Annotated in this window: 26 protein-coding genes; 15 read left to right on the forward strand and 11 right to left on the reverse strand. The window is 62.8% G+C overall.

Translation table 11 applies throughout. The features are described from left to right. Positions 1-14: 14 nt before the first annotated feature. On the reverse strand, positions 15-302 hold the full coding sequence (locus NKJ93_RS32450; protein WP_352593454.1) for a hypothetical protein: 288 nt from the start codon (positions 300-302) through the stop codon (positions 15-17). Positions 303-325: 23 nt separating this feature from the next. Here NKJ93_RS32450 and NKJ93_RS32455 point away from each other — a divergent pair, with 23 nt between their 5' ends. The 4 genes from NKJ93_RS32455 to NKJ93_RS32470 all read left to right on the forward strand — a co-directional run bounded on the left by NKJ93_RS32455 (position 326) and on the right by NKJ93_RS32470 (position 6,155). Further along, complete coding sequence (locus NKJ93_RS32455) at positions 326-1,300, forward strand: ABC transporter substrate-binding protein (protein ID WP_352493991.1); 975 nt, start codon at positions 326-328, stop codon at positions 1,298-1,300. A 73-nt stretch (positions 1,301-1,373) separates the two neighbouring features. Further along, a complete protein-coding gene (locus NKJ93_RS32460; protein WP_352548720.1) occupies positions 1,374-2,450 on the forward strand; it encodes a quaternary amine ABC transporter ATP-binding protein in 1,077 nt (358 codons plus the stop codon). Continuing rightward, positions 2,447-4,429, forward strand: a complete 1,983-nt coding sequence (locus tag NKJ93_RS32465) for an ABC transporter permease (protein ID WP_352593456.1) — start codon at positions 2,447-2,449, stop codon at positions 4,427-4,429. The genes NKJ93_RS32460 and NKJ93_RS32465 overlap by 4 nt, the downstream gene beginning before the upstream one ends. Positions 4,430-4,589: 160 nt before the next feature. Next, on the forward strand, positions 4,590-6,155 hold the full coding sequence (locus NKJ93_RS32470) for a hypothetical protein (RefSeq protein WP_352484106.1): 1,566 nt from the start codon (positions 4,590-4,592) through the stop codon (positions 6,153-6,155). Between the two features lie 123 nt (positions 6,156-6,278). On the opposite strand, the gene NKJ93_RS32475 is transcribed toward NKJ93_RS32470, so the two are convergent. From NKJ93_RS32475 to NKJ93_RS32495, 5 genes are read right to left on the reverse strand one after another with little or no spacing between them, the layout of a single operon-like run. Further along, positions 6,279-7,460 carry a M20 aminoacylase family protein gene (locus tag NKJ93_RS32475; RefSeq protein WP_352484107.1) on the reverse strand — a complete coding sequence of 394 codons (1,182 nt, stop codon included), beginning with the start codon at positions 7,458-7,460 and terminating at the stop codon, positions 6,279-6,281. A 42-nt stretch (positions 7,461-7,502) separates the two neighbouring features. After that, entirely contained in the window at positions 7,503-8,276 is a 774-nt protein-coding gene (locus tag NKJ93_RS32480) for an amino acid ABC transporter ATP-binding protein (protein ID WP_352484108.1), read from the reverse strand. Beyond that, positions 8,263-9,183: an amino acid ABC transporter permease gene (locus NKJ93_RS32485; RefSeq protein WP_352484109.1), complete on the reverse strand. Its 921-nt coding sequence runs from the start codon at positions 9,181-9,183 to the stop codon at positions 8,263-8,265. The genes NKJ93_RS32480 and NKJ93_RS32485 overlap by 14 nt, the downstream gene beginning before the upstream one ends. A gap of 8 nt (positions 9,184-9,191) precedes the next feature. Next, positions 9,192-10,061 carry an ABC transporter substrate-binding protein gene (locus NKJ93_RS32490; protein WP_352593459.1) on the reverse strand — a complete coding sequence of 290 codons (870 nt, stop codon included), beginning with the start codon at positions 10,059-10,061 and terminating at the stop codon, positions 9,192-9,194. 33 nt (positions 10,062-10,094) lie between these two features. Then, complete coding sequence (locus NKJ93_RS32495; RefSeq protein ID WP_352484111.1) at positions 10,095-11,069, reverse strand: substrate-binding domain-containing protein; 975 nt, start codon at positions 11,067-11,069, stop codon at positions 10,095-10,097. Between the two features lie 108 nt (positions 11,070-11,177). On the opposite strand from NKJ93_RS32495, the gene NKJ93_RS32500 reads away from it, so the two are divergent. Next, on the forward strand, positions 11,178-12,515 hold the full coding sequence (locus NKJ93_RS32500; RefSeq protein WP_023716779.1) for an aminotransferase-like domain-containing protein: 1,338 nt from the start codon (positions 11,178-11,180) through the stop codon (positions 12,513-12,515). A gap of 27 nt (positions 12,516-12,542) precedes the next feature. Here NKJ93_RS32500 and NKJ93_RS32505 read toward each other — a convergent pair whose 3' ends face one another. Continuing rightward, on the reverse strand, positions 12,543-13,901 hold the full coding sequence (locus NKJ93_RS32505) for a trimethylamine monooxygenase (protein ID WP_352593463.1): 1,359 nt from the start codon (positions 13,899-13,901) through the stop codon (positions 12,543-12,545). 260 nt (positions 13,902-14,161) lie between these two features. On the opposite strand from NKJ93_RS32505, the gene NKJ93_RS32510 reads away from it, so the two are divergent. Next, positions 14,162-14,881 carry a helix-turn-helix domain-containing protein gene (locus NKJ93_RS32510; protein ID WP_352484114.1) on the forward strand — a complete coding sequence of 240 codons (720 nt, stop codon included), beginning with the start codon at positions 14,162-14,164 and terminating at the stop codon, positions 14,879-14,881. 169 nt (positions 14,882-15,050) lie between these two features. On the opposite strand, the gene NKJ93_RS32515 is transcribed toward NKJ93_RS32510, so the two are convergent. From NKJ93_RS32515 to NKJ93_RS32530, 4 genes are read right to left on the reverse strand one after another with little or no spacing between them, the layout of a single operon-like run. Next, entirely contained in the window at positions 15,051-16,091 is a 1,041-nt protein-coding gene (locus NKJ93_RS32515; protein ID WP_352484115.1) for a heme-dependent oxidative N-demethylase family protein, read from the reverse strand. A 9-nt stretch (positions 16,092-16,100) separates the two neighbouring features. Further along, positions 16,101-17,066 carry a PDR/VanB family oxidoreductase gene (locus NKJ93_RS32520; RefSeq protein ID WP_352593466.1) on the reverse strand — a complete coding sequence of 322 codons (966 nt, stop codon included), beginning with the start codon at positions 17,064-17,066 and terminating at the stop codon, positions 16,101-16,103. Next, positions 17,063-17,659 (reverse strand): dimethylamine monooxygenase subunit DmmA family protein, encoded by a 597-nt coding sequence (locus tag NKJ93_RS32525; protein WP_023716773.1) that lies wholly within the window; start codon positions 17,657-17,659, stop codon positions 17,063-17,065. Before NKJ93_RS32525 ends, NKJ93_RS32520 begins: the two co-directional genes overlap by 4 nt. 14 nt (positions 17,660-17,673) lie before the next feature. Continuing rightward, positions 17,674-18,807, reverse strand: a complete 1,134-nt coding sequence (locus NKJ93_RS32530) for an aminomethyl transferase family protein (protein ID WP_023716772.1) — start codon at positions 18,805-18,807, stop codon at positions 17,674-17,676. Between the two features lie 248 nt (positions 18,808-19,055). On the opposite strand from NKJ93_RS32530, the gene NKJ93_RS32535 reads away from it, so the two are divergent. The 9 genes from NKJ93_RS32535 (at position 19,056) to NKJ93_RS32575 (ending at position 25,647) form a co-directional block, all read left to right on the forward strand. Further along, positions 19,056-19,343 (forward strand): hypothetical protein, encoded by a 288-nt coding sequence (locus tag NKJ93_RS32535; protein WP_023716771.1) that lies wholly within the window; start codon positions 19,056-19,058, stop codon positions 19,341-19,343. An 11-nt stretch (positions 19,344-19,354) separates the two neighbouring features. Then, the gene (locus NKJ93_RS32540) at positions 19,355-19,732 is read left to right on the forward strand and encodes a hypothetical protein (protein ID WP_023716770.1); all 378 of its coding nucleotides are present in this window, start codon (positions 19,355-19,357) and stop codon (positions 19,730-19,732) included. A 17-nt stretch (positions 19,733-19,749) separates the two neighbouring features. Then, entirely contained in the window at positions 19,750-19,911 is a 162-nt protein-coding gene (locus NKJ93_RS32545; protein WP_023716769.1) for a hypothetical protein, read from the forward strand. A 15-nt stretch (positions 19,912-19,926) separates the two neighbouring features. Then, positions 19,927-21,327 carry an APC family permease gene (locus NKJ93_RS32550; RefSeq protein ID WP_031193329.1) on the forward strand — a complete coding sequence of 467 codons (1,401 nt, stop codon included), beginning with the start codon at positions 19,927-19,929 and terminating at the stop codon, positions 21,325-21,327. 310 nt (positions 21,328-21,637) lie between these two features. Further along, positions 21,638-22,267, forward strand: coding sequence for a hypothetical protein (locus tag NKJ93_RS32555; protein WP_502895880.1), 630 nt, complete (start codon positions 21,638-21,640; stop codon positions 22,265-22,267). After that, positions 22,264-22,584 carry a hypothetical protein gene (locus NKJ93_RS32560; RefSeq protein ID WP_031193328.1) on the forward strand — a complete coding sequence of 107 codons (321 nt, stop codon included), beginning with the start codon at positions 22,264-22,266 and terminating at the stop codon, positions 22,582-22,584. The genes NKJ93_RS32555 and NKJ93_RS32560 overlap by 4 nt, the downstream gene beginning before the upstream one ends. A gap of 95 nt (positions 22,585-22,679) precedes the next feature. Then, positions 22,680-23,573, forward strand: a complete 894-nt coding sequence (locus NKJ93_RS32565; RefSeq protein WP_023716765.1) for a class II glutamine amidotransferase — start codon at positions 22,680-22,682, stop codon at positions 23,571-23,573. 4 nt (positions 23,574-23,577) lie between these two features. Continuing rightward, positions 23,578-24,312 (forward strand): GltB/FmdC/FwdC-like GXGXG domain-containing protein, encoded by a 735-nt coding sequence (locus tag NKJ93_RS32570; protein ID WP_023716764.1) that lies wholly within the window; start codon positions 23,578-23,580, stop codon positions 24,310-24,312. 6 nt (positions 24,313-24,318) lie between these two features. Then, complete coding sequence (locus NKJ93_RS32575; protein WP_352548739.1) at positions 24,319-25,647, forward strand: FMN-binding glutamate synthase family protein; 1,329 nt, start codon at positions 24,319-24,321, stop codon at positions 25,645-25,647. Positions 25,648-25,651 lie beyond the last annotated feature (4 nt).

A 25,651-nucleotide genomic window follows, 5' to 3' on the forward strand; every position in this document is an offset into this window, starting at 1 on the left:
CCAGAAGTTCCTTCTCAATAGCCATGCGATGATTCTCTCCTTTCCATCATCATGGCCTCGCGCACAGAATTCCCGACAGTCCCCAAGACCGGCGATCGATCCGCGGATGACTGCTTCCGCAGCAAACCATCGGCAGTCATGACGCGGCCGGTCCCGCGCACATCTTCACCAATTTGGGCACCACCCCGTTTTGCGCCGGCATCCGCTTCGGCAGCATTGTGGCGCCGACGGCCTTGCGCAACGACCAGCTTTTCCAACACAATCAAAAAAGACGCAAGAAGGGAACTGACGATAACTTCCACCAGAGCTTGACAGGAGAACAAGCATGTTACTTCGGAGCATGATTTCGAAACTATCAATGGGAGCCTTGGCGCTTGCCGCAGCAAGCGCGCTGACACTACCGGCACAAGCAGCGGCGCCGGAATCCAACGACCCGATCAAGATCGCGCTGTTCGACTGGACCAGCGTCAATCTGAACGCCAAGATCCTCGGCGGCATCCTCGAAAAGCTCGGCTATACCGTCGAGTACCCGACCGCCGACTATCTCTCCAGCCTGACCACCGGCCTGACCAATGGCGACATCGATGTCGGCATGGAGTTCTGGGACACGACGGCCGGCGAAGCGATGAAGGCCTCGGATGCAACCGGCCAGACCGAACGCCTCGGCAAGCTCGGGCCCAAGGCCAAGGAGGAATGGTGGTTTCCCGAATATATGAAAGAGAAATGCCCGGGCCTGCCGAACTGGGAGGCATTGAAGGACCCGAAATGCGCCGAGGCCTTTTCGACGGCGGAAACAACACCGAAGGGGCGCTATCTCGGCGGCCCTGTGACATGGGAAGGTTTTGACGACGAGCGCGTCGAGGCGCTGAAACTGCCCTTCACCGTCATCCATGCTGGCACCGATGCAGCGATGTTCGCCGAACTGGACTCGGCCTATCAGCGCAAGGCGCCGATCATGCTGTGGATCTATTCGCCGCATTGGGCACCGGCCAAATACAAGGGCGAATGGATCGAATTCCCCGACCATACTGTAGAGTGCTACACCGACCCGAAATGGGGCGTGAACCCCGATGCGAAATACGACTGTGGCAAGCCGCATGGCGAGATCTGGAAATATTCCTGGGCCGGCATGAAGGACAAATGGCCGGTCGCCTACAAGGTCGCGAAAAACTACACGGTCGATACCGACGAGCTCAACAAGATGAGCGGCGAGATCGATCTCGAAGGCAAGACGCCGGAAGACGTCGCCGCCGCCTGGATCGCCGCCCACGAAGGCGACTGGAAAGCTTGGGCCGAGTGACCGTCTGACTGGAAATCCGACGGCCCGGCCATTCGTGGCCGGGTCTCGATCCCTATTCCAGAAGGACGATTGCATGACCGATACGATTGAAGGCGCGGCGAAAGCGGGCAACGATGCCCGCCCGATAAAGCTTGCCTGCCGCAATGTCTGGAAGCTGTTCGGGGCGGACGCGGCCAATTTCATCCGCCGGCGCGACGGCAAGGCCAGCCTGGCGGACATCGCCGCTGCCGGACTGGTTGGCGCGGTGCGCGCCGTCGATCTCGAAATCCGGCAAGGCGAGATCTTCATCATCATGGGACTTTCGGGATCCGGCAAGTCGACGCTGGTGCGCTGCATGTCGCGGCTGATCGAGCCGACCCACGGCAAGGTCGAGTTTGAAGGCAAGGACCTGCTCAAGATTTCCGATGCCGCGCTGATCGAGCTGCGACGCCACCGCATGGGCATGGTGTTCCAGAATTTTGCCCTGCTGCCGCATCTCAACGTACTGGAGAACATCGCCTTTCCCTTGGGCATCCAGGGGCAGGACCGGCCGACGCGCGAAAAGCGGGCTCGCGAGGTCATCGAGTTGGTCGGCCTGCGCGGCCGCGAGCATTTCTATCCACGCGAGCTTTCCGGCGGCCAGCAGCAGCGTGTCGGCATCGCCCGCAGCCTCGCCACCAAGCCGGAAATCTGGTTCCTCGACGAGCCATTCTCGGCGCTCGATCCGCTGATCCGCCGTGAGATGCAGGACGAGCTGATGCGGCTGCAGACCATGCTGCACAAGACCATCGTCTTCATCACCCATGATTTCGACGAGGCCATCCGGCTGGCCGACCGGATCGCCATCATGAAGGACGGCGAGGTCATCCAGATCGGCACGCCGGAAGAGCTGGTGGTCAACCCGGCGACGGATTATGTCGCCGAATTCACCCGCGACGTCGACCGCGCCAAGGTGATCTCGGCCAAGAGCCTGATGCGCGCCTGCGACGCCGCTGAACATGGCGGCACGGTCGCGCCGGATGCCAAGATCGCCAGTTTCTCGGCAGATATCGTCTCTGCCGGCAAGCCCTTCGCGGTGGTCAACGGCACCGGCAAGCCGATCGGCGAGGTAACGCCGCAGGCGGTGATCGATCTTCTCGCTGGCATCGAACGTCCCGGAGCCGGCGCATGACGGTCACGGCAAGCGCGAGCGCAGCGAGGCCGCGGCAGGGTCAGACCTGGCTGGTGATCTGGGCCTGCGCGCTCGCCGCCGTGCTTGTTGTCTTCCTGCTGCAGGAAAGCCTGCCCTGGACGGTCAATTACCCAGCCAATGCCGTCATTCCCGTCGCCGACTGGGTCAGCGCGCTGATGAACTGGGTGAAGTCGAACTTCTCCTGGCTGACGCGCTCGCTCACCGCCGTGCTCGGCGTGCCGCTCGATTTCGCGCTCAATCTTCTCGCCAAAAATTTCAAGATCGGCCATGGCGCGGATATGATCGTCTTGCCGCGCCTGTCCTGGGTCGGCGTCTGCGCTGCCGCCTACCTTGCCGGCCGCGCCGCCGGCGGCTGGAAGCTGGGTGCGCTGGTCGGCGGGTGTTTTCTCTACATCGCGCTGTTCGGGCAGTGGACCAGCGCCATGCTGACGCTGGGCCTGATCTCGATCGCTGTGCCGTTTTGCATTGTCACCGGGCTGTTCGCCGGCATCTGGGCATGGCGCAAGCCTTGGGCAGAAAGGCTATTGATCTCCCCTGCCCTCGATCTGATGCAGACGATCCCAACCTTCGCCTATCTCATCCCGATGCTGCTTTTGTTCGGCAACAGCCCGGTCTCGGCAATGATCGCGACGGCAATCTTCGCGACACCGCCAATGGTGCGGGCGACGATGCTGGGCCTGTCGCGGGTGCCGTCGGAGATCGACGATTTCAGCGAGATGGCCGGCTGCACGGCACGGCAGAAGCTGTGGCGGGTGCTGTTGCCGTCGGCGCGGCCGACGCTGATGGTCGGCGTCAACCAGGTTATCATGCTGGCGCTCAATATGGTGATCATCGCCTCGATGATCGGCGCCGGCGGCCTCGGCTATGATGTGCTTTTGGCGCTGCGCGCGCTCAAGGTCGGCGAGGCGATGGAGGCAGGCCTCGCCATCGTCGCACTGGCAATTGCGCTCGACCGGCTGAGCCAGGCGATCGCGCACAATCACGCCAAGGGCAATGTCCGCCATCAGCCCGGCACCAGCTTCTGGCGGCGCTATCCCAACCTGACGCTGGCCGTCGCCATCCTCGCCGTCACCACGCTGCTCAGCCTGTTCGTGCCGGCCTTCGCCGCGGTGCCGAAGGCGATCACCTTCACCACCGCACCTTTGTGGAAGGCGGCGGTGAACTGGATCACGATCAACTTCTTCGACACGATCGAGGCGTTCCGCGTGGCGCTGATCCTCAATGTGCTGAACCCGGTGCGCGCCTTCTGCGAGGGCTTTCCGTGGCTGGGCGCGGTTTGTCTCCTCGGCCTTGCCGGATACCAGCTCGGCGGCTTGCGCCTCGCCGCCCTGGTCGCGGCATTGACAGCGTTCTGCGCCGTCACCGGCCTTTGGGAAAAGACCATGGCGACGGTCTACCTGTGCGGCATCTCGGCCTTTATCGCTTGCCTGATCGGCATCCCTATCGGGCTGATGGCATCGCGCAGCGACCGCTTCGAAAAGATCGTGACGCCGGTCATCGACACGCTGCAGGTGCTGCCGTCGTTCTGCTTCATCATTCCGGTGGTGATGCTGTTCAGAGTCGGCGACGTCACCGCGATGATCGCCACCGTCGCCTTCGCCGTGGTGCCGGCCATCCGCTACACCAATCACGGGATCCGGCAGGTGCCGCCGGCGCTGATCGAGGCGGCGAAGGTTTCCGGCTGCACCAAGCGCCAGACCTTCTTTCGCGTGCAGCTGCCGCTGGCGTTGCCGGAGATCATGCTCGGCGTCAACCAGACTATCCTGATGGCGCTGGCAATGATCATCATCTGCGCCATGGTCGGCACCCGCGATCTCGGCCAGGAAGTGTTCATCGCCCTGTCCAAGGCCGATTCTGGCCGCGGCATCGTCGCCGGCCTGGCCATCGCCTTCATCGGCATCGTCGCCGACCGGCTGTTCAATGCATGGACGGCCAAGGCGAGAGCGAGGCTGGGATAGCCGGGAATAGGACGGCCACAGGAAGCTGCCGCTAATGGCGCCCCGGTGACGAGTTACCGATCCCTACGCCTAACGACATAGCCCTTCGGGATTATTGCTCGCTCTTGGCTCACATCGTACGGCTGTGATGGGACGGGTAGGCTCAACAGGAGAGCGGATAATGTCTAAACGCGTTCCCTTTACTACCGGTGATCTAGCAGATCATCAGTGGGGTATCGATGACGCCCTCACAGGCGATCCAAACACGAATATCTTGACCGGCGACGCCGGCGGCAGCCTGCTCGATTTCTCGAGAGGCGGCAACGATACCTTTACGGAAACCGCACCGTCGACCTACACCTTCTACGGTGACGCGGCTCGGAGCTTGTTCAATTTTGCTCGGGGCGGTGACGACACCTTCACCACGGGGCTTTCGTCCACCACGACGACTGCCTATGGTGACGCGGGCGACGATATGTCGGACCACAGCAAGGGCGGCAACGATACCTTCAACAGTGGATTGGCAAGGCAGGTAGTCGATACCTTCTATGGTGACGCCGGCGGCAACATGCTCGGCCATGCTCATGGGGGTGACGACACTTTCCTGACCCAAACCAAACAAGGAGCCGACCACACCTTCTACGGTGATGCAGGCGGCGAGATGTCCGATCGCAGCAAGGGCGGCAACGACACCTTCGAGGGCTCGAAAGAAGCCAATAACATTTTCTACGGTGACGCCGGCAGCAACATGTCCGGCAATGCGCGGGGCGGCGACGATAGCTTCACGGGCAAGAGCGATTCATTCAACACTTTCTACGGCGATGCCGGCGGCGACATGTCGGACGACAGTAGGGGTGGCAACGATACCTTTACGGGCCGCTCCTTTTCCACCAACACTTTCTTCGGCGACGCCGGCGGCAACATGTCTGGCCATGCTCTGGGCGGCGACGACTATTACACAGACACGTTTGGGGATCTCGGGAGCAAAACTCTCTATGGCGATGCGGGCGGCGATCTTTCCGGTTTTGCCACGGGCGGCAACGACACCTTCACGAGCGTGGGTGGGTCCCGGGTAACGTTCTACGGTGACGCGGGCGGCAGTATGTTCGACCATGCGCTTGGGGGCGATGACGTGGCCGTGCTGCAAGGCACCGCCCATAATGTGGGGTATGGCGACGCCGTGACGATGCTCGGCAACGCTGTGGGCGGCAATGACACCCTGACCGGCGGGGACAAGAGCGCCTTTCCTGACGTTCTAAACGAGTTGTCCGGCGACGCGCGCGCTATGTCCGGCTCCGCCCAGGGCGGCAATGACATTCTTACCGGGGGCCAGAACAGCGAAAGCGGCCAAGTTCGCAACTTCCTGTGCGGCGACGCTCTGCAAATGTCCGGTTCGGCTCAGGGCGGCAACGATGTCCTGTACGCAGGGAGCGCGGCACCTGGCTGCACGGTCATCAATGACATGTGGGGGGATGGACAACTGAGCGAGTTGGCTCAGGGCGGCGCAGACCAATTCATATTCAAGGACGATGGTTCAATGACGGTCGGAACCCAAAACACCATCTACGACTTCAGCCAGACCCAAGGCGACACTATCGTGTTTAGTGGCGTGGAGGGCGTGCAATCGTTCGATGATCTCACAATTGCGCAAAGTGGAACCGACACCATTATTACCGCGGGAGTCGATCAAGTTACTCTCGCAAACTTTGCGAGCCCGCTGACAACGAGTGATTTTTTGTTCGTCTGAAAGTGAAGCTCTTATCGCATTCGAAGAGGGGGAATGCGTGAGAATTCGTTGAGCATCGTCGCGCGGCCGGTCGCCCCAATTCTGCTCGACCGGCCGATCGGCGATCCCAGCCGCAAGTATGGATCAAGCGGCCAGGAATCTCTCGGTCAATCGAGCCCAGAGCGCTGCGCCAACGGTCAAATTGCCGTCGTTGAAATCATATTTCGAGCTGTGAAGGATGGCTGAATCCTCGCCGTTGCCGAGGCGGAGGAAGCAACCGGGTTTGTGCTCGAGGAAATAGGAAAAGTCTTCGCTGCCGGGGATCAACGGGCAGACGGCCACCTTGTCGTGACCAACGAGTTCAACAGCGACGTCTGTCGCAAAGGACGTCTCGCTCTCGGAATTGACCACCACCGGGTAGCCGCGCTCGTAGTCGATCTCGACGGTTGCGCCATGCGCCTGCGCCACAAGTGCTGCGATACTGCGAATACGCTGCTCGAGCCTATCGCGAATCTCGACCGAGAAGGAGCGGACGCTGAGCGTGATCTCGGCCTGTTCGGGGATGACGTTGGAGGCCGTGCCGCCGTGAATGGTGCCGACGGTGACGACAGCCGTCTCGATCGGGTTGACGTTGCGCGACACCACCGTCTGGAGGGTCATGATGATGTTGGCGGCAGCGACGATCGGGTCGACCGTCAGGTGCGGACGCGAGGCGTGGCCGCCACGCCCGGCGATCTTGATGGTGACGGTATCGCTCGCTGCCATCAGCGGCCCCGCGCGCATCAGGAAGGAACCCGCCGGCGCGCCCGGATGGTTGTGCAGCCCGAAAATCGCATCGCAGGGAAAGCGCTCGAACAGGCCGTCGGCGATCATCGCCTGCGCCCCGCTTCCTTTGCCGGCTTCCTCGGCCGGCTGGAAGATGAGGTTCACCGTGCCGTTGAAATGGCGCGTGCGCGCCAGGTATTCGGCCGCGCCGAGCAGCATCGTGGTGTGGCCGTCATGGCCGCAGGCGTGCATCTTGCCGCTGGCTTGGCTGGCATAAGGGAGATTGGTCGCTTCGGTGATCGGCAAGGCGTCCATGTCGGCGCGGATGGCAATGCTGCGGCCGCTGCCTTGGCGCAAGCGGCCGACGACCCCGAGCCCGCCGACATTGCGTGTCACCTCATAGCCCCAGCTTTCGAGCCGTTCGGCAACGTATGCAGCCGTTTCGTGCTCCTGGAAGGAAAGCTCGGGATGCGCGTGCAGGTGCTGGCGAGCCGCAGCAAGCTCGGCGGCCTTGTCGGCGAAGTCGGAAACATCGGCGAACTGGTTGGAGGTCTTTGGCATGAGGGGTCCTTTGCCGAGCACGTAATGGCGCCGGCTTTTCTGTCAGATGAAACGGCTTAAAAAGGCCCGCGTGCGCGGGTGCCTGGGTTTGGCGAGAACCTCGTCCGGAGGCCCGGCCTCGATCACATTGCCGTCGTCCATGAACACCACCCGATCCGCCGCTTCGCGGGCGAAGCCGATCTCATGCGTGACCACGATCATGGTCAAGCCCTGCCTGGCAAGATCGCGCATGGTGGCGAGCACCTCGCCGACCAACTCCGGATCGAGCGCCGACGTCGGCTCGTCGAAGAGCATCAATTTCGGGCGGATGGCGAGCGCACGGGCGATGGCGACGCGCTGCTGCTGGCCGCCTGAAAGCTGGCGCGGATAGGCGTCGATCTTGTCGGCGAGACCGACACGGGTCAGCAGTTCGCGGGCGTAGCCGATCGCTTCCTTGCGGTTCTCCCGGTGAACGCCGACCGGAGCCTCGATGACGTTCTGAAGGGTCGTCATGTGTGGATAGAGATTGAACTGCTGGAACACCATGCCGATCTTGCGCCGCTGCGCCGCGATCGCCCGATCGGAGAGCTTGTCGAGACGGCCGTCGTGCAACCGGTAGCCGATCTGCTCGCCGTCCACCTCGATCGCCCCTTGGTCGATCGCCTCGAGATGATTGATGCATCGCAGGAAGGTCGACTTTCCGGAGCCGGACGGTCCGAGAACGACCACCACCTCGCCAGGCGCGACGTCCAGGTCGATGCCCTTCAGCACCTCGAGCGGGCCGAAGGCCTTGTGAACGTTGCGCGCCCGGACCAAGGGCGTGTCATGCGCGCTCATTGGCGGCCTCCAGGGTGGCGGTCGCCGTCTTCTCGCGGGCGCCGCGGTCGCCGCGGCTGTAATGGCGTTCGATCGCGCCCTGCGCGACATTGAGAACCGAGGTGATCAGCAGGTACCAGAGCACCGCAACCATCAGCAGCGGAATGATTTCGAAGGTGCGGTTGTAGATCGACTGCACGGAGTACAGCAGGTCGGCCATGGCGATGACGCTGACCAGCGACGTCGCCTTGATCATGCTGATCAGCTGATTGCCGGTCGGCGGCACGATCGAGCGCATCGCCTGCGGGATGATGATGCGCCGCAGGGCCCGCGCGCGGGTCATGCCGAAGGCTTCAGCCGTTTCGGCCTGCCCCTTGTCCACCGACAGCAGCCCACCACGAATGATCTCTGCCATATAGGCGGCCTCATTCAGCGCCAGACCGAGGATAGCGGCCGTCAAAGGCGTGATCAGGTCGTTGGTGTTCCAACTGGCGAAACCGATGGAAATGCGCGGAAACAGCGTCGAAAGATTATACCACAGGATGAGCTGCACCAGCAGCGGCGTTCCCCGGAAGAACCAGATGAACAGTCCGGATAGAAAAGATGCCAGCCTGTCTTTCGACATGCGCGCGATGGCGAGCAGCAGGCCGAGCACGATACCCAGGATCATCGCCACGACCGTCAGGCCGAGCGTTACGGAAAGCCCCTGCATGACCGTCGGATCGAAGAAATACTGGGCGACGACTGGCCAACCGAAATTCGGGTTGACCGCGACGATATAGGCGAAGCCGGCCGCCACGGCGACGGTGAACGCCCAGAGCGCCAGCCGGACAAGCGGAAACGGCCGGTGGGCTCGCTTGACATCGCGCAGAGCGTCGTCGGGACGTCGCGGCACCTCGGACGCGTAGGCAGCGGTCGCGTCGGTCATGGCAGCCTCTACTGTCCCTGGTTGATGCCGGGCGCGTCGATCATGTTCTTCTCGAGACCCCACTTCTTCATCACCGCGGCGTAGGTGCCGTTCTTCATCAGGATCTTGAACGCGTCGAGTAGTACACCGCCCAGCGGCGAGCCCTTCTTGACGACGGCGCCTTGATAGATGTCCTTGAAGCCATTGGCCTGGCCGACACCTGAAAGTTCCAGTTGGCCCTTCGCCTGCTCGACGAAATAGGTCAGTGGCGCCTGCGAGGAGAAGAATGCGTCGGAGCGCTTCGACCGGACGGCCAGTATCGAGCTCGGCTGGTCGGTGAAGGATTGCACCTCGACGGCCGGCTTGCCGCCCTCGGTGCATTTCTGCGCCTGCTGCTTGATGACCTTTTCGGCTGAGCCACCCGACATCACGGCGATGCGCTTGCCGCACGCCGTGTCGAGCGAGGTGATGCCTTGCGGATTGCCCTTCTCGACGGCGAAGACGACGTATTCGCGCACCCAATCGATGAAGTCGTTGGATTTCTGGCGGTCGGGATAGTCGCCGACAGGTCCCATCGCGAACTGATAACGGCCGGCATTGATGCCGCTCAGCAAGGCCGGCAAGCCGGCGACCGAGGCGTGATCGACTTCGACACCGAGCAGCTGGCCGATGGCGTCGGAAATGTCCCTGGTTGCCCCGGTCAGTTCGGTGCCGGTGACGATCTCATAGGGCGGGAACGAGCCGTTGTTGACGGCCGTGATCTTTCCCGCCGTGCGGATCTCTTCCGGCAGCCGGGCCCGCAAATCTTCGTTCACCGATTGCTTCTGGATATCCTGGGCGAAGCTGGCCTGCGCCAGAATGGCGACGAGCGAGGCGAATATGAAGCTGATTGTCCTCATGGCATTCTCCTTCGTGTTCTTCGTTGCGCGTTGTCAGGCTGCGGTGGCCCGCGACCTGGCGTCGAAAGGAAACAAGGCTTCGGCGGAAATCGGTTCCGTCAGAATGCCCTGGGCATGTAGCTCGGTGACGAAATCCTCGATCATGCGCCGGTTGGCGGGCAGGCCGCTGGCGTTCCAGGAGGCAGGCAGGTCGCGCCCCGCATGAAGCAGCTCCTCGAGGATCCAAGGCGAGGTATCGGCATATTTTCGGCGCTTGCCCGTCCAGACGCGCTGGCTTTCGTCGATCAGCCTGGCGAGTTCCTGCGGCAGCCAGGGGTGCTCCCTGGCCAGGACGGCCTTGACGGCGACCAGATGCATGCCCGGGACATAACCGACGTCGGCGAAATAGGCGCGTTCGGCCGCGCGAAAATCGCGCAGCACTTGCCGGAAGCCGGAAGCCGGGCCGAAAAAGCCGTCCGGCATGAAGGGTGTGAAAACGGCGTCGAGCTCGCCTTGCGCCAGCAGCTCCATCATCGGGCGCTCGCCTGGCGCTGCTTCGATGCGACCCGGCCTGCCGAATCCGTCGAGGCGGTCGGCGACCGGGTGCTCGGATGTCAGCCTGCCGGCAAACCAGTAGGCGTCCTCGACGCCGACACCTTCGCGGCGAAGTGCCGCCCGCGTCCATGTGTTGCCGGAATCGCGCCAGCCGGTGACGCCGATGCGTTTGCCGGCAAGGTCGGAGAGCCGTACCAGCGGACTGTCACTGACCGTGATGATGCAGCGGTGGCGAAAGCCGCGCATGATGAAACACGGTATTCCAACCACCGTATCCCGGCCCGACGCCATGGCCGACACGTAACGGCTGAACGAGACCTCCGCCGCATCGTAGTTCGGATCGGTACCGAGATCCGCGATCAGCGTGGCGACGCGGTCAACCTTCACCGACAAGCGGCTGGAGGTGACGTCACCGAGGACCAAGGGCGTGAGATAGTCCCAATCACGGGTGGCTATAGTGATGGAAACGGGCATCGGCATGAACTTCAACACTATGTTTGACCGGCGATTGGTAAATGTTTATTTTTGGCCGATCAAATGTTATTATGTTACTGAACATTAACACTGGCAGTCGTTGATTCGATGGATTTCGATGCAGGATGGTTCGCTGAACGCCTCGGTGACCGCACGACGCGCGGCATCGCGCGCGAGACCAGCGCGCTGATCAGAAGCGGCGCGCTGCCTGTCGGCGCAAAGCTTCCGCCGGTGCGCGATCTTGCCTATGTGCTCGGCGTCAGCCCGGCGACGGTCTCGCAGGCGTGGAGCGAGCTGCGGCGCTACAAGATCATCGGCGGCCGCGGGCGCAACGGCACCTGGATCATGGGCAACCGCTTTGCCGCCCGGCCCGAGCGCCACATGAGCGGCGGCAATTACGGTGCGGACATTCTGAACCTGGCGATCGCGGAGCCCGATGTGAAGCTCTTGCCGCCGCTCGACATCGCGCTGGCGCATGGCGCGCGCGCCGAAAAGCTCAACAGCTACGACCGGGTGCGCATCCTGCCCGAGCTGGAGGCCGCGGTGCGCCCGTCATGGCCGTACGATCCCGGCGCGTTCCTGGCCACCAATGGCGGTTACAACGCCATCTACACCTTGCTGCATGCGCTGGTCCCGACGGGGGCGCCTGTGGCCATCGAGAATCCGACGGCGCTTCGCCTGCTCGACATCCTCGAAGATCTCGACGTGCCGATCATCCCGGTCGACTGCGACAGTGACGGCCCCTTGCCCGACGCGCTCGCCAACGCTCTGCGGCAGCGGCCGGTCGCGTTCCTGTTCCAGCCGCGCGTCCATTCGGTGACCGGCGCCTGCATGTCGTCGGCGCGGCTGGAAGTCATCGGCGACCTGCTCGCCGGCACCGACGTGCTGATTGTCGAAGATGACGGCGTTGGCGATATTGCCGATGCGCCGGGCATTTCGCTTGGCCGGCGTTTTCCCGATCGCGTCGTCCACATCCTGTCCTATTCCAAGACCCATGGCCCGGACCTGCGGCTCGCCGTGCTGTCCGGATCGGCGACGATCGTCGAACAGATCCAGTCCTATCGCAGCTTCAGCTCGGGATGGACCAGCCGTATCCTGCAGGCGGCCACCGCCTGGCTGCTGCAAGACCCGGCCACGGCTGTCTTGGTCGAGCAGGCGAAGGAAGTGTACCGCCGCCGTCGCGAACGGCTCGCCGGCGAACTGGCGAAACGCAATGTCGGGATCGACGCCGGACACGGTCTCAGCGTCCTCATTCCGGTTGCTTCGGAACCTTACGCAATGGTCACGCTGGCTGCCCACGGCATCGCGGTCCATGCCGGGGCCAAGTTTTCGACCGGGAAGACCAGTGCCGTGCGCGTCGCGACCAGCATCTTGAGCGAGGAGCACCTCGAGCACGTCGCAAATTCCCTGGCGCTGGCGGCCGACCCGGCGCGGGACGTTGTCTGAGGCAAGGCAATCGTCGTTCGGACTTGCCTACTCCGCCGCCACGCCCTTCACCTCGAGATAGCTCTCCATCGAATCGTCCATCGCCTGCAGCCAGGGCGTATGGTGCAGCGGCGCCATCGTGCCGGTCATCAGCGAGCGATAGGAATGGTCGCGGAAGCCCATGATGTCTTCCGCCTTGTGGTGCTCCCACTCCATGAAGGTCTGATTGACAGCCTCGACATCGAAGCCGGGATAGTCGGTCTGCTCCATCAACTCCCTGGTGTAGTCGCCCTGGAACCAGATCATCTGCTCGGCGTCTTCCAGCGTTTCCTCGCGTGCCCGCCACTTTTTGCCGTGCTCGGCCATCGCATCGGCCGAGGGCAGTTTGATGCGGCCCATGATGACGTCGCGGGCGAACCAGGCCTGCGCGTCGAACATGTTGAAGGTGTAGAACTGGTCCTGCATGCCGATATAGGACAGCTTCGGGTTTTTCTCCCAGACGACGCCCTCGTAGAGCCCGTCCGGCCACATGCGGTTGGCGGTCTTCAGCTTCAGGTCTTCGGTCAGGAACGGGAAGGAGTGGAGATAGCCGGTGCACAGGATGATGGCGTCAACGTCTTTGGTGCTGCCGTCCTTGAAATGCGCGGTCTTGCCGACGACTTTCTGCAGCAGCGGCACTTCCTTCCAGTTCTCCGGCCATCTGAAGCCCATCGGCTTCGAGCGGTAGCTCGAGGTGATCGATCTGGCGCCGTATTTGTAGCATTGCGAGCCGATGTCCTCGGCCGAATAGGAGCGGCCGATGATCAAAATGTCCTTGCCCTTGAATTCCATGGCGTCGCGGAAATCGTGGCTGTGCAGGATACGGCCGTTGAAGGTCGAGAAGCCCTCGAAATAGGGAACGTTGGGCACGGAGAAATGCCCCGAGGCGACGACGACATTGTCGAATTCTTCCGAATAGGTGACGTCGTTGGTGCGGTCATGCGCGGTGACGGTGAACTTCATCGTCGCGTCGGAAAAGGTGACCATGCGCACCGGGCTGTTGAAGCGCACCCATTGGCGCACGCCGGATTTTTCGACGCGGCCCTTGATGTAGTCCCACAGCACGGCACGCGGTGGATAGGAGCCAATCGGCCGGCCGAAATGCTCCTCGAACGTGTAGTCGGCAAATTCGAGGCATTCCTTCGGGCCGTTCGACCAGAGGTAACGGTACATCGAGCCATGCACCGGGTCGCCATGCTCGTCGAGGCCGGTGCGCCAGGTATAGTTCCACAGGCCGCCCCAGTCGGACTGCTTTTCGAAGCAGACGATCTCGGGGATGTCGGCGCCCTTGTCGGCGGCCGACTTGAAGGCCCTGAGCTGGGCCATGCCGGACGGCCCGGCTCCGATAACGGCAACACGATCTTTCATTCCGGGCCTCCCGATCTCATTTCCCTAACGAAACAAATTTCACTGACAGGACAGTAATTGCCCCTTCGATGCTGTCAACTGGCCTTGTCGCGAAACCCTCGTTTCGCCTAGCCGGATTTCCAAGCGACGCAGTGCCTCGGGCGAAATCCAGACATTGCGCAATTCGACACGGGTGGCTTGCCGTGGCAGTTGCGCTTCTGTATCGGCACCGAATATGTTCACCGGGAGTGAAATGAATCGGCAAGGTCCGGGGTGGCGAAATGGCGAAAAAAGCGACCAGTCTGAAGCATGATGTCGGCGCCGCCGCCGGCAAAGCCAAGCCGTCGGCCGGCGCAATCGATCCTCGCAAGATACGCGCGCCGCTCACCCAGAACCCGCACGCCATTCGCGACACTCGCGAAAAAGTGCTGGAGGTCGCGATCGGCCGCGAGGTGCGGGCATTCCGTAAAAAGCTCGGCATCACCGTCGCCGATCTGGCGGTCGCCACCGACATTTCGCTTGGCATGCTGTCGAAGATCGAGAACGGCATCACCTCGCCGTCGCTAACCACGTTGCAGGCGCTGTCACGGGCGCTCGGCGTTCCCGTCACCGCCTTTTTCCGCCGCTTCGAGGAGGAGCGCAGTGCCGTCTTCGTCAAGGCCGGCGAAGGGCTCGACGTCGAGCGCCGCGGCACGCGCGCCGGCCACCAGTACAATCTGCTCGGCCATATCGGTTCCAACACCAGCGGCGTCGTCGTCGAACCCTATCTGATCACGCTGACCGAGGATTCCGACGTGTTTCCGACCTTCCAGCACGAAGGGATGGAATTCCTCTACATGCTGGAAGGCGAAGTCGTTTACCGGCACGGGAGCAATCTCTACCCTATGAAGCCCGGCGACAGCCTGTTCTTCGACGCCGATGCGCCGCACGGGCCGGAAGTGCTGACCGTTCTGCCGATGCGCTATTTGTCGATCATTTGCTACCCGCAGAGCGCGGGGTGAGCGGGAGGCAAGCGCCCCCCTCACCCGGATTGCCAACCGAATTGTGAAGGACAAATTCGGGGCAATCCGACCTCTCCCCGAGGGGAGAGGAGATTGGCAGCGCCGGCGCTAGCCTCTTCTCCCCAGCGGGGAGAAGGTGGCCGCGAAGCGGCCGGATGAGGGGACTTGCTTAATCCGGCCCAAACCCCGGCGACGTCGCACTGCCGTCATCCAACTTCGACAGCCATTCGACCAGCGTCGCGCGGTAGCGCGTCAGGCCCTTGTAGTTGGCGAGCTCGTCGGGCAGGTCGCGGATGACGCGGTGCAGGCGCCTTGCCCATTTCGGCTGCGTCACCAGCTCGTCCATCTTGATCAGATAGCAGCGGATCGGGAAGACGATCGCGTTCGAGCGCGGCAGCCGCCAGAAGCTCTGCAGCTCGACGCGCAGATGGACCTTGTCGCCGACATTTTCCGGCGTCACCGTGGCGCGGTCCGGGCCCCATTTGTGGTAGTTTTCCGGGCTGGTGTCGAGGCGCGGATTGATGGTCATCGTCCAGTTCAGCCGGCGTGCCGGCTTGCCCTGCTGGATGTTGGTGAGGAACTTCAGCGCCCGGACGAAGATGCCCTTCTCATGCGCCAGCGGCACCGGCGCGTGCCATTCGAAGAAGTTCATGCCGATGTCGAAATCGAGCGACCAGTCGGCCTGGGTGGTGACCATGCCGGCATCCATCCACAGATTGCCGTCGCGCTGGTCGAGGATGCAGAAATCGCCCTGGCTCTGACGCGTGATGTACTCCATTGGCCCATAGGGCAGCGTCGAGACGTCGCCGAAGGTGAAGCTGTCGTCGATGCCGAGCGGGCGGTTGATCCAGCGCCAGCGGTCGCCGTCGCGCGTCAGCGTGAAATGCTCGGGATAGCCGGAAGCCTGCTGCTCCATCAGCAGTTCGAGCAGGTCCCAGCCGGCCAGCGTCATGTGCGGCAGCGACTGGCAGCGCAGCGGGTCTTCGGCGAGCACCAAAGCACGGTCCTGCATTTCGGCGACATAGTGCTCGTCGACGTCGATCAAATTCTCCAGCACGCTGCCCTTCGGCCCGACGACATGCGGCTCGATATTGACCGCATACATGTAGCTGTCTTCATGGAACGGGAATGGAAACCGCCTGATGTGCTCCGGGCTGTTCCGGAAGGTGAAGTCGTCGCGAAAGGTTTCCTTGCGAAAGGTAATGCCCAAGCTCGCCTCCTATCTTTCCAGCACCAGCGACCTGCCCTCGAAGCGCGACACGCAGGGCATGATCTTGCAGCCCGAACGGTGGTCTTCCTCGCTCAGCCAGTGGTCGTTGTGGATGAATTTGCCGTCATGCGAGATGACGTTGGTCTCGCACTGGCCGCAGACGCCGCCGCGGCAGAGATAGGGCGGATCGACGCCGGCCGCCTCGATCGCCTCGAGCAGGCTCTGCTGCTCGTCGACGCGGATCGTCTTGCCGCTGACCGCCAGCGTCACGTCGAAGGGCGCACCCGGCTGCGGGGCCGCGAAATGCTCGAAATGCACGGTCTCGGGAGGCCAGCCGAGGGCGGCGGCACGCTCGCGCACCCAGCCGATCATGCCGGACGGGCCGCAGACATAGAGGTGCGTGCCGAGTGGCTGCGACGACAACAGCCGGTCGAGATCGACGCGCTCGTCGCGGTCGTCGTGATAGAGCCTGACCCGGCGATCGTAGCGCTCCTTGAGCAGGTCGGCATAGGTGCCGAGCGAGGCGGTGCGGCAGGTGTAATGCAACTCGAAATTGCCGCCTTCCGCCGCCAGCTGCGCGGTCTGCGCCATGAACGGGGTGATGCCGATGCCGCCGGCCAGCATCAGATGCTTCCTGGCGCGCAGATCGAGCGAGAACAGGTTGACGGGATAGCTGACCACCATCTCGGTGCCGGGCCTGACCTGCCTGTGCATGAACAGCGAGCCGCCGCGGCCGGCGTCGTCGCGGCGAACCGAGATGGTGTATTCGCGGGTATCGAGCGGCGAGCCCATCAGCGAATAGGGATTGAGCCTGGTGCGTTCGCCATCGCGCATCTCGACGACGACATGGGCGCCGCCGGAAAAGGTCGGCAAGAGCTCGCCGTCGCGCCTGCGGAAGTGAAAGCGCGTCACCAACTCGTTGACCGGAACGACATCGCTGACGATGACGTCGAGCTTGGTGGTGCCGGTGCTCATCGAAAGACCTCCTCCGTCGGAGGAATTTCACTGCGGTCCTCGGCGTTGATGCAGACGCCCTGAAAGGCGGCGAGCCGCCGCGAATAGTGATCGCGCACCAGAAGCAGCAGGCCGCAATGCGAACAGGTCGCCGGCTGCGTCGTGACATTCTCGGTGATGCCCTTGCAGTGGACGCACTGCATGCGGCGCGCCAGCGAGCCGCGATGCTCGGTCTGGATCGAGGTGTGGTCGATGCCGGCTTCGAGCGCCGCCTGCATGGCCTGGCCGATCAGCCCTTCGGTGCCGGCAAGGTAGAGCCTGAGTCCCATATGCGCGTTTGCCAGCGTCTGCTTCAGCCGCGGCAAAGCGCTGGCAAAGGAATGGCCGAGGTAGAACTGCGCCGGCTTCAGCGCTTCGAGCACATCGGCATATTTGCTGTCGCGGCCGGGAATGAAAATGATGTGGGCGCCGCCGAAGAAATCCGCCGGTGCCTTGGCGGCCAGATCGGCAATGGCCAGCGCTCCCTCTGCATCCGCTATGAAAAGATGATGCTTGCCGGGCTGCGGAGACAGGGTCCCATAGACCGGCCGGCTGATGATGCTTTTCGCTGCCATACCCGCAGTATGCCTCAGCCTTTCGCCGTGCGCTTGGTCTTCTTCGGATCGTCGAACGGAAGCGGCTCGGCGGTTGCGCTGATGGCGCCGCTCTTGTTGCGGATCTCGAGCCTGGTGCCTTGTACCGCGCAGTCGACGTCGAGCCGGGCGATGCCCATCGATTTTTTGACCAGCGGCGAATACATGGCGCAGGTCACCACGCCGACTTTTTTGCCGTCGCGATAGACTGGCGCGCCCTCGTCGGCCGGCTCCTTGCCTTCGAGCAGCACGCCGAAGATCTTGAAGCGCTCCTTGCCCTTGAGGCGATAATGCTCCTCGGCGCCGCGAAAGCCTGTCTTGCCGGGGCTGACGGTGAAATCGAGGCCGAGCTCCCACAGCGTGTCGCCGGGGCCTTCGTTCTCGAACGGGTATTTCTGCGAATTGTCGTAGGGGTAAAACAGCAGGTAGCTCTCGACGCGCAGCATGTCGAGCGTGGTGAAGCGGCACGGGATGATGCCGGCGCTCTTGCCCTCGTCGAGGATCCTGTCCCAGATCGTGCCGGCGTCCTGGCCACGGCAGAAGATCTCGTAGCCGCGCTCGCCGGTGTAGCCAGTGCGCGAGATCATCACCGGCAAGCCGAACAGCTGCGTCTGCATGTGATGGAAATAGTTGAGGTCGCGAATGCCCGGCACATGCTTTGCCAGATAGTCGACGGCGGTCGGGCCTTGCAGCGAAAGGTCGTGCAGATTGTCATCGAAGCGCAGCGACACGTCACGACCGACCGAAGCGCGCTGCAGCTCTTCATGGCCGGTGCCCGAGCCATGCACCACCATCCAGGAATTCGGGCCGGTGCGGTAGAGGATGCAGTCGTCGGTGAACTTGCCGGCCTCGTTCAGCATGCAGGCATAGGCCGACTTGCCGGGATAGATCTTTTCGACGTCGCGCGTCGTCGCCAGGTCGATCAGGTGCGAGGCGTGCGGCCCGGTGATGTGGACCTTCTTCAAGCCGGACACGTCCATCAGGCCGGCCTTGGTGCGGATGGCGATATACTCTTCGTCGGCGTCCTTGTCGTAGGTCCACGCGGTGCCCATGCCGCTCCAGTCTTCGAGCTTCGAGCCGAGCGCGCGATGGCGGTCCGCAAGGGCCGAAAATCTCCAGGATGCCGTCATCCGCTGGTCCTCCGTTCGAAAAAACTTCTTGCTTTCCCCTGCTCCCTGGCGGGAGCGTTGCCCGAATATTGATCGCAAACGCCGAGAGCCTGCAATACCCGCAAGCAAATAATTTCATTGTCAGGCAAAATCCGGCTGGTCAAACAAACAGTTAACGTTGCGTAAAATCGTCTTGACAATTGCGGAGTTCGGCTTGAAGTTATGAAAAAAATTTCACTCTCTTGAAAGAGAGCGATGGAGGGGAACCGATGTCCGACATGCAGCAGCGCATTGAAGCCCTGTACCGTTCCGACCTTCGTGGATCGGTGCTCCTGATCGTCTGTCTGTGGGCGACGATCCTCTTCGTCCTCTTCATGACATGGCCGTACATCCCCGACGCAGGCATCAAGCTAGTCGTCGCGGTCGCTGCCGCCGCGGTGCTGATCTTCAACACGGCCGCCATCCTGGCGATGGTCAACCACTACAAGGAAGACAAGGACTTCATCTACGGCCTCGACATCAAGAATGCCGACGCTTACCGCAACCGCAAGTCCTGAGGGGGAGACGCATGGCCCGCTACACACCGCCCGAACAGAGCAAGGCCGGACAGGTTTTCGATATCGCCGTCGTCGTGGTCGCGATTTTTGTCGCGCTGTGGCTGCCGCTGAAACTGGGGCTGGCAGGGGCGGCAAAATCCATCGACGCGCTCGACGCCAAGACGTGGGAAGCGCTCGGCCAGAACCCGACCATGGCCTCGATCTGGGAAAAGCTCGGCTACACGCCGGAAACCGCGCACGACATCATCCAGAACCGGTTCCACTACATCATCGACTGGCCGACGCTGATCATCATGGCCGCAGTGCTGATCGGCTATTTCATCTTTCTGTTCCGCGCATCGGACCGCGAATACCGCGACGTCATCAACGAAAAATTCGACGACAAATAAACCGGGGAAGAATCGTCATGTGGGTGGCACTCTCTTACGCATGCTGGGGCATCTCGATCGTGCTCGCGCTGTGGATGCTCTACGACTGGTTCAAGATCGACACGACATTTTCCGAAGACGTGCTAACCTCGTCCAGGGAAGGCGAACTTGAAGCCGTGTCCGAAAAACACCGGATCTGAGTAGGGGATTGAACGATGACGGTCACGCTTGAACCGGCAGTGCAAGTGCAAGGCGACAGGGTTTCGCTGCTCAGGGTGCTCGGCCCCGCCCATGTCTGGGCACTCGGCGTCGGCATTGTTCTGGTCGGAGAATTCACCGGCTGGAATTTCGCGGCGGACAAGGGCGGCGCGCTGGCGGCGCTGATCGTCTGCTGGATCGTCGGCCTGCTCTACACCTCGGTCGCCATGATCGATTCCGAAGTCACCTCAACGGTTGCCGCCGCCGGCGGCCAATATGCGCAGGCAAAGCACATTGTCGGGCCGCTGATGGCCTTCAACGTCGCGCTGTTCCTGGTCTTTGCCTACACCATGCTCGAAGTGTCGGACGCTATCCTGCTCGGCGACACGATCGTCGCCAAGGCCGGCGTCGAAGGCCTCAACCACAATTCCTTCATCGCCGCGACCATCGTCGTGCTGGCATGGCTGAACTATCGCGGCGTGCTGATGACGCTCAACGTAAACTTCGTCATCACCGCCATCGCCTATGTCTCGATCGTCATCCTGTTCTTCTCGGTCAGCCCGTGGACGCAAGGCGCCGTGCTCAAGCTGAACGAGCTGGTCACCCCCGGCAACGCCCTGCCCTATGGCTGGATCGGCGTCATCGCCGCCTTCCAGTTCGGCATCTGGTACTATCTCGGCATCGAGGGCACCACGCAGGCGGCCGAGGAAGTTCGCTCGCCGGCGCGCTCGCTGCCTTACGGCACGATGGCCGGCATGATTACGCTTTTGATCGCCGCCGCCATGACCTGGTATGTCTGCGCCTCGCTGATGCCCTGGGAATATCTCGGCATCACCTATTATCCGCTCTGGGACGCGGGCAAGCTGACCGGCAGCCCGCTGCTGGAGAACCTGTTGTTCATCGCGACGCTGCTTGCTGCACTTGCTTCGGCCAATGGCTGCATCAACGACGCCGCGCGCGCCTGGTTCTCGCTCGGCCGCGACCGCTATCTGCCGACCTGGTTCTCGGCGGTGCATCCGAAATACCGCACGCCCTATCGCTCGATCCTGTTCCTGCTGCCGATCGCGCTGGCCTTTGCCTTCATCGCCGACCTCAACCAGGCGATCACCTTCTCGATCCTGTCGGGCGTGCTGCAATACACCTTCATGAGCATCAACATCATCATGTTCAGGAAGAAGTGGCCGCTCGGCTCGATCCGCCGCGGCTACACCCATCCCTTCCATCCGCTGCCGGCGATCGTGCTGTTCTGCCTTTGCGTGGTCACCTTCTTTGCGATCTTCCTCGGCTTCGGCTCGCAGCTGATCGCCATGGTCGCCTTCTACTTCCTGATCTCGCTCTGGTTCCATTTCTACCGCTACAGATTCGTGCGCCGCGGTGCCCAGTTCACCATGCCGTGGCCGAAACCGCAGGGGTACTGACAGGAGTAGGCTCATCCCAGAACGCAGGGCAATCGCACATGGGCAAGCGCCCCCTCACCCGGACTGCCAACCGAATTGCGAAGGGCAATTCGGGGCAATCCGACCTCTCCCCGGGGGGGAGAGGGGTCGCCAGCGTTGACGCCAGCCTCTTCTCCCCAGCGGGGAGAAGGTGGCCGCGAAGCGGCCGGATGAGGGGGACTCCATACGCAATAGCCCTGCTCCAAAACGGGGCGGGCATTTGCGTGACGAGGTGCGTTAGGTGATCTCAGCATTGCTCGCCGGGGCGGTTGCCCTGGCTCTCGTCCTCCACATGACCTGGCTTGCGCGCGCCAACCGCAACAAGGCTTCGACCGCGCTTGCCGCCGACGAAGCGGGACTTCGCGAAATCATTCCCGACGTGGCCAACGTCTCGGACGGCACCGCCGGCGTCGTCACCTTCGCCGGCTCGTGGAACGGCCGGCGGGTGCAGGTACGGACCATCGTTGACACGCTGGCGATCAGGAAGCTGCCAGCGCGCTGGCTGAGCGTTTCGATCAACGAAAAAGTCGCGGTGCCAGGCACTTTCGACATGATGATGCGGCCAGGATCGCCGACGACTTTTTCCAATTTCGATCATCTCGACCATACACTGCCGAAGGCGGCGGGATTTCCAGCCGAAGCGGTGCTGCGGAGCGACCGCAAGGGCGTGCGCTTCCCTGACGCCATTATCACCGACCACCTCGATGTCTTTGTCGAGGGGCGCGCCAAGGAATTGCTGATCACGCCGAACGGCGTGCGCATCGTCTGGCTGCTGGCCGAGGCCGAGCGGGCGCGCTATGGCGTGTTCCGGCAAGCCGAATTCGGCACGGTCAGGCTCGATCCGGCGCTGGTCGAGAGGCTGCTGTCGTCGGCGTCGGCACTGCGCGATGCCATCAATCAAAGCGAACGGCAAGCGGCATGAGCAGGCAGAGCACCACCTCCCCCGCGCCACCGAACCCGTATCTGGTTCTCGGCGCCGCGATCGTCTTGCCGGCGAGCGGGCATGTCGTGCTAGGCGTGCCGGTGCGCGGCCTGCAGTTCCTGTTTTTCATGGTGATCCTGGCCTGGGTCACCGCCAAGATCGCGCCGCCGGATGCCAGCTTCATCGGCCGGCATGCCGGCGGCTTCCTGATCTATGCCCTGTCGATCCTGGATGCCTACAAGATCGCCCGCGTCCGCCATGCCAAATGGGTTCACAATGGCGGCAAGCGCAGCGATAGTGCGGCCGGCAGCGCCTGAGCCGATATATAACGACAGGAAAATTTTTTTCATACTAATTGAATTCCCGGGACTCATTCGATACATCTCCAAGGGAACAAATCTCGGAGCCTGACATGTGCGGAATCGTCGGACTGTTTTTGAAGGACAAGTCGCTTGAGCCCCAGCTTGGCGCGATGCTGTCGGAGATGCTGATCTCGCTCAGCGATCGCGGTCCCGACAGCGCCGGCATCGCCATCTATGGCGCGTCTTCCAATGAAGCCAAGATCACCATCCAGTCGGCCAAGCCGGAGCGCGATTTCCGCGGCCTCGACGCCGACCTCGCCAAGGCGATCGGCGCGCCGGTGAGCTTGGCTGCGAAGTCGACGCATGCGGTGGTCAGGACGACGCCTGCCAAGATCGACGAAGCGCGCGAGGCGATCCAGGCGCTGCGCCCCGACATCCGCATCATGGGCGCCGGCGACGTCGTCGAGATCTACAAGGAAGTCGGCTTGCCGGAAGCGGTCGTCGATCGGTTCGGCGTCCGCGAGATGACCGGCACGCACGGCATCGGCCATACCCGCATGGCGACCGAATCGGCGGTGACGACGATGGGCGCGCATCCGTTCTCGACCGGCGCCGACCAGTGCCTGGTGCATAATGGCTCGCTGTCCAACCACAACAATGTCCGCCGCGAGCTGATCCGCGAAGGCATGACATTCGAGACCGAGAACGACACCGAAGTCGCGGCCGCCTATCTCTCCTCGCAGATGGCGCATGGCAAGAACCTCGGCGAGGCGCTGGAAGGCACGCTGAGCGACCTCGACGGCTTCTTCACCTTCGTCGTCGGCACCAAGAACGGCTTCGGCGTGGTGCGCGATCCGATCGCCTGCAAGCCCGCCGTGATGGCCGAAACCGACCAGTATGTCGCCTTCGGCTCGGAATATCGTGCGCTGACCAAACTGCCCGGCATAGACAATGCGAAGGTCTGGGAACCCGAGCCCGCAACCGTCTATTTCTGGGAGCATTGATCTTATGCCGGCAATTAACCTCTCCAAGGCCGCGCGCGAGCCGGGCCAGGCATCGAGGGTCTTCGACCTGGCCGAAATGTCGCTGCGCGAGCTCAACCAGGCGCTGCACGATCTGGCTCCCGGTTCGAACGAGACCGCCTGGGAGGTACTGCATCCGCGCGGCAGCCATTCGGTCGCCGTCGGCGTCGACCAGCCGGTCGCCATCGATGTCCGCGGCAGCGTCGGCTATTATTGCGGCGGCATGAACGACGGCGGCACCATCACCGTGCATGGTTCGGCCGGGCCCGGCGTTGGCGAAAACATGATGTCCGGCCAGATCGTCGTCAAAGGCGATGCCAGCCAGTATGCCGGCGCCACCGGCCGGGGCGGGCTGCTGGTCATCGAAGGCAATGCGTCGTCGCGCTGCGGAATTTCGATGAAAGGCATCGACATCGTCGTCCACGGCAATATCGGCCACATGTCGGCCTTCATGGCGCAATCCGGCAACCTCGTGGTGCTGGGCGATGCCGGCGATGCGCTCGGCGATTCCATCTACGAGGCGCGGCTCTTCGTGCGCGGCAAGGTCGAAAGCCTCGGCGCCGACTGCATCGCCAAGGAGATGCGGCCCGAACACCTGGAATTGCTGCAAAACCTGCTCGACCGTGCCGGCGTGACCGGCGTCAAGGCGGCGGAGTTCAAGCGCTACGGTTCGGCGCGCACGCTTTACAATTTCAATATCGACAACGCCGATGCGTATTGAGGCAGCATGACCTATCGCAACCCGCCGACGACGCCGCGCAAATCCGCGACCTTCGACGACTATACGCTTTCCGAGATCCGCCGCGCCGCGGCGACCGGCATCTATGATATCAGGGGCGCCGGCGCCAAGCGCAAGATTCCGCATTTCGACGACCTTCTGTTCCTCGGCGCTTCGATCTCGCGCTATCCGCTCGAAGGCTATCGCGAGCGCTGCGACACCAGCGTCGTGCTCGGTTCGCGCTATGCGAAGAAACCGATCGAGCTGAAGATCCCGATCACCATTGCTGGCATGAGCTTCGGCTCGCTGTCCGGTCCGGCCAAGGAAGCGCTCGGCCGCGGCGCGACGCTGTCCGGCACCTCGACCACCACCGGCGACGGCGGCATGACCGAGGAAGAGCGCGGCCATTCGAAGACGCTGGTTTACCAGTACCTGCCGTCGCGCTACGGCATGAACCCGCGCGATCTGCGCCGCGCCGATGCGATCGAGGTGGTCGTCGGCCAGGGCGCCAAGCCCGGGGGCGGCGGCATGCTGCTCGGCCAGAAGATTTCCGACCGCGTTGCCGAAATGCGCACGCTGCCGAAAGGCATCGACCAGCGCTCGGCCTCGCGCCACCCCGACTGGACCGGGCCGGACGACCTCGAGATCAAGATCCTCGAACTGCGCGAAATCACCGATTGGGCAAAGCCGATCTACGTCAAGGTCGGCGGCGCGCGGCCCTATTATGATACCGCGCTTGCCGTGAAATCGGGCGCCGATGTCGTCGTCGTCGACGGCATGCAGGGCGGCACGGCGGCAACCCAGGAAGTGTTCATCGAAAATGTCGGCCAGCCGACGCTTGCCTGCATCAGGCCGGCTGTGCAGGCGCTGCAGGATCTCGGCATGCACCGCAAGGTGCAGCTGATCGTCTCCGGCGGCATACGCAACGGCGCCGACGTCGCCAAGGCGCTGGCGCTCGGCGTCGACGCGGTGTCGATCGGCACGGCAGCGCTTGTCGCGCTCGGCGACAATGACCCGCGCTGGGAAGCGGAATACAACGAGCTCGGCACCACCGCCGGCGCCTATGACGACTGGCATGAGGGACGCGACCCGGCCGGCATCACCACGCAGGATCCCGAGCTAATGAAACGGGTCGATCCGATTGCGGCCGGACGACGGCTGGCGAACTATCTTAAGGTAATGACACTTGAGGCTCAGACAATCGCCCGCGCCTGCGGCAAGAACAGCCTGCACAATCTCGAGCCCGAGGATCTTGTCGCCTTGACGATCGAAGCCGCCGCCATGGCCGGCGTGCCGCTGACCGGCACCAACTGGATACCGGGCAAGAACGGCTTCTAAGACA

The organism is Mesorhizobium sp. M0028 (genome assembly GCF_040323855.1).
Lineage (GTDB): Bacteria > Pseudomonadota > Alphaproteobacteria > Rhizobiales > Rhizobiaceae > Mesorhizobium.

What these genes read in the sequence shown, in the direction of transcription:
- NKJ93_RS32510 (WP_352484114.1), top strand. Translation starts at nt 14,162, where the DNA reads ATGGCGAAAAAAGCGACCAGTCTGAAGCATGATGTCGGCGCCGCCGCC.
- NKJ93_RS32505 (WP_352593463.1), bottom strand. Translation starts at nt 13,901, where the DNA reads ATGAAAGATCGTGTTGCCGTTATCGGAGCCGGGCCGTCCGGCATGGCC.
- NKJ93_RS32540 (WP_023716770.1), top strand. Translation starts at nt 19,355, where the DNA reads ATGGCCCGCTACACACCGCCCGAACAGAGCAAGGCCGGACAGGTTTTC.
- NKJ93_RS32465 (WP_352593456.1), top strand. Translation starts at nt 2,447, where the DNA reads ATGACGGTCACGGCAAGCGCGAGCGCAGCGAGGCCGCGGCAGGGTCAG.
- NKJ93_RS32530 (WP_023716772.1), bottom strand. Translation starts at nt 18,807, where the DNA reads ATGACGGCATCCTGGAGATTTTCGGCCCTTGCGGACCGCCATCGCGCG.
- NKJ93_RS32485 (WP_352484109.1), bottom strand. Translation starts at nt 9,183, where the DNA reads ATGACCGACGCGACCGCTGCCTACGCGTCCGAGGTGCCGCGACGTCCC.
- NKJ93_RS32560 (WP_031193328.1), top strand. Translation starts at nt 22,264, where the DNA reads ATGAGCAGGCAGAGCACCACCTCCCCCGCGCCACCGAACCCGTATCTG.
- NKJ93_RS32575 (WP_352548739.1), top strand. Translation starts at nt 24,319, where the DNA reads ATGACCTATCGCAACCCGCCGACGACGCCGCGCAAATCCGCGACCTTC.
- NKJ93_RS32490 (WP_352593459.1), bottom strand. Translation starts at nt 10,061, where the DNA reads ATGAGGACAATCAGCTTCATATTCGCCTCGCTCGTCGCCATTCTGGCG.
- NKJ93_RS32535 (WP_023716771.1), top strand. Translation starts at nt 19,056, where the DNA reads ATGTCCGACATGCAGCAGCGCATTGAAGCCCTGTACCGTTCCGACCTT.
- NKJ93_RS32555 (WP_502895880.1), top strand. Translation starts at nt 21,638, where the DNA reads ATGACCTGGCTTGCGCGCGCCAACCGCAACAAGGCTTCGACCGCGCTT.
- NKJ93_RS32520 (WP_352593466.1), bottom strand. Translation starts at nt 17,066, where the DNA reads ATGAGCACCGGCACCACCAAGCTCGACGTCATCGTCAGCGATGTCGTT.
- NKJ93_RS32480 (WP_352484108.1), bottom strand. Translation starts at nt 8,276, where the DNA reads ATGAGCGCGCATGACACGCCCTTGGTCCGGGCGCGCAACGTTCACAAG.
- NKJ93_RS32495 (WP_352484111.1), bottom strand. Translation starts at nt 11,069, where the DNA reads ATGCCCGTTTCCATCACTATAGCCACCCGTGATTGGGACTATCTCACG.
- NKJ93_RS32525 (WP_023716773.1), bottom strand. Translation starts at nt 17,659, where the DNA reads ATGGCAGCGAAAAGCATCATCAGCCGGCCGGTCTATGGGACCCTGTCT.
- NKJ93_RS32500 (WP_023716779.1), top strand. Translation starts at nt 11,178, where the DNA reads ATGGATTTCGATGCAGGATGGTTCGCTGAACGCCTCGGTGACCGCACG.
- NKJ93_RS32460 (WP_352548720.1), top strand. Translation starts at nt 1,374, where the DNA reads ATGACCGATACGATTGAAGGCGCGGCGAAAGCGGGCAACGATGCCCGC.
- NKJ93_RS32565 (WP_023716765.1), top strand. Translation starts at nt 22,680, where the DNA reads ATGTGCGGAATCGTCGGACTGTTTTTGAAGGACAAGTCGCTTGAGCCC.
- NKJ93_RS32475 (WP_352484107.1), bottom strand. Translation starts at nt 7,460, where the DNA reads ATGCCAAAGACCTCCAACCAGTTCGCCGATGTTTCCGACTTCGCCGAC.
- NKJ93_RS32455 (WP_352493991.1), top strand. Translation starts at nt 326, where the DNA reads ATGTTACTTCGGAGCATGATTTCGAAACTATCAATGGGAGCCTTGGCG.
- NKJ93_RS32470 (WP_352484106.1), top strand. Translation starts at nt 4,590, where the DNA reads ATGTCTAAACGCGTTCCCTTTACTACCGGTGATCTAGCAGATCATCAG.
- NKJ93_RS32545 (WP_023716769.1), top strand. Translation starts at nt 19,750, where the DNA reads ATGTGGGTGGCACTCTCTTACGCATGCTGGGGCATCTCGATCGTGCTC.
- NKJ93_RS32570 (WP_023716764.1), top strand. Translation starts at nt 23,578, where the DNA reads ATGCCGGCAATTAACCTCTCCAAGGCCGCGCGCGAGCCGGGCCAGGCA.
- NKJ93_RS32550 (WP_031193329.1), top strand. Translation starts at nt 19,927, where the DNA reads ATGACGGTCACGCTTGAACCGGCAGTGCAAGTGCAAGGCGACAGGGTT.